1 protein-coding gene is annotated in these 511 nt (G+C 62.6%); it reads left to right on the forward strand.

The genetic code is table 11. The features are described from left to right. Window positions 1–21: 21 nt before the first annotated feature. Window positions 22–511, forward strand: a 490-nt coding sequence (locus ABG80_RS19430) for an IS1595 family transposase (RefSeq protein ID WP_152987759.1), incomplete at its 3' end; no start/stop codon positions are given.

Consider the following 511-nt stretch of genomic DNA (forward strand, 5'->3'; position numbering starts at 1 on the left):
CCAGCAGCCCCGGAGTACTGGATGGATATCCAGCATATCGCAAGCCCAGAGGCAGGTAAAGACCACCCGTCCAATTGGAACGATTTCCTCGACTGGTTCAGCTCCGAGGATGCCTGTTTGGCTTACTTGGAGCGGCTGCGTTGGCCCACCGGGTTCGTCTGCCCGGCTTGCGGTGTTGCCGATGAGCCTTACCGATCCAGCCGCTCGCGGCTGATGTGCCGAAGTTGCTCTCACCAGAGCACGGTCACAGCCGGCACGATCTTCGAGAAGACACGCACGCCGCTGCGCGTGTGGCTGGCTGGGGCCTGGTACGTGACGAACCAGAAGCAAGGCGTCAACGCGCTGGGTTTGCAAAGGGTGCTGGGGCTGGGCAGTTACCAGACGGCCTGGGCCATGCTGCATCGTTTTCGCCAGGCGATGGTCAGGCCCGGACGTGAGCGGCTCAAGGGCTTGGTGGAGGTCGACGAGACCTATCTGGCCATCACGGATCGCCAGGTGCCGATTTCCCCGA

The organism is Aquabacterium parvum (genome assembly GCF_001447195.1).
Lineage (GTDB): Bacteria > Pseudomonadota > Gammaproteobacteria > Burkholderiales > Burkholderiaceae_C > Aquabacterium > Aquabacterium parvum.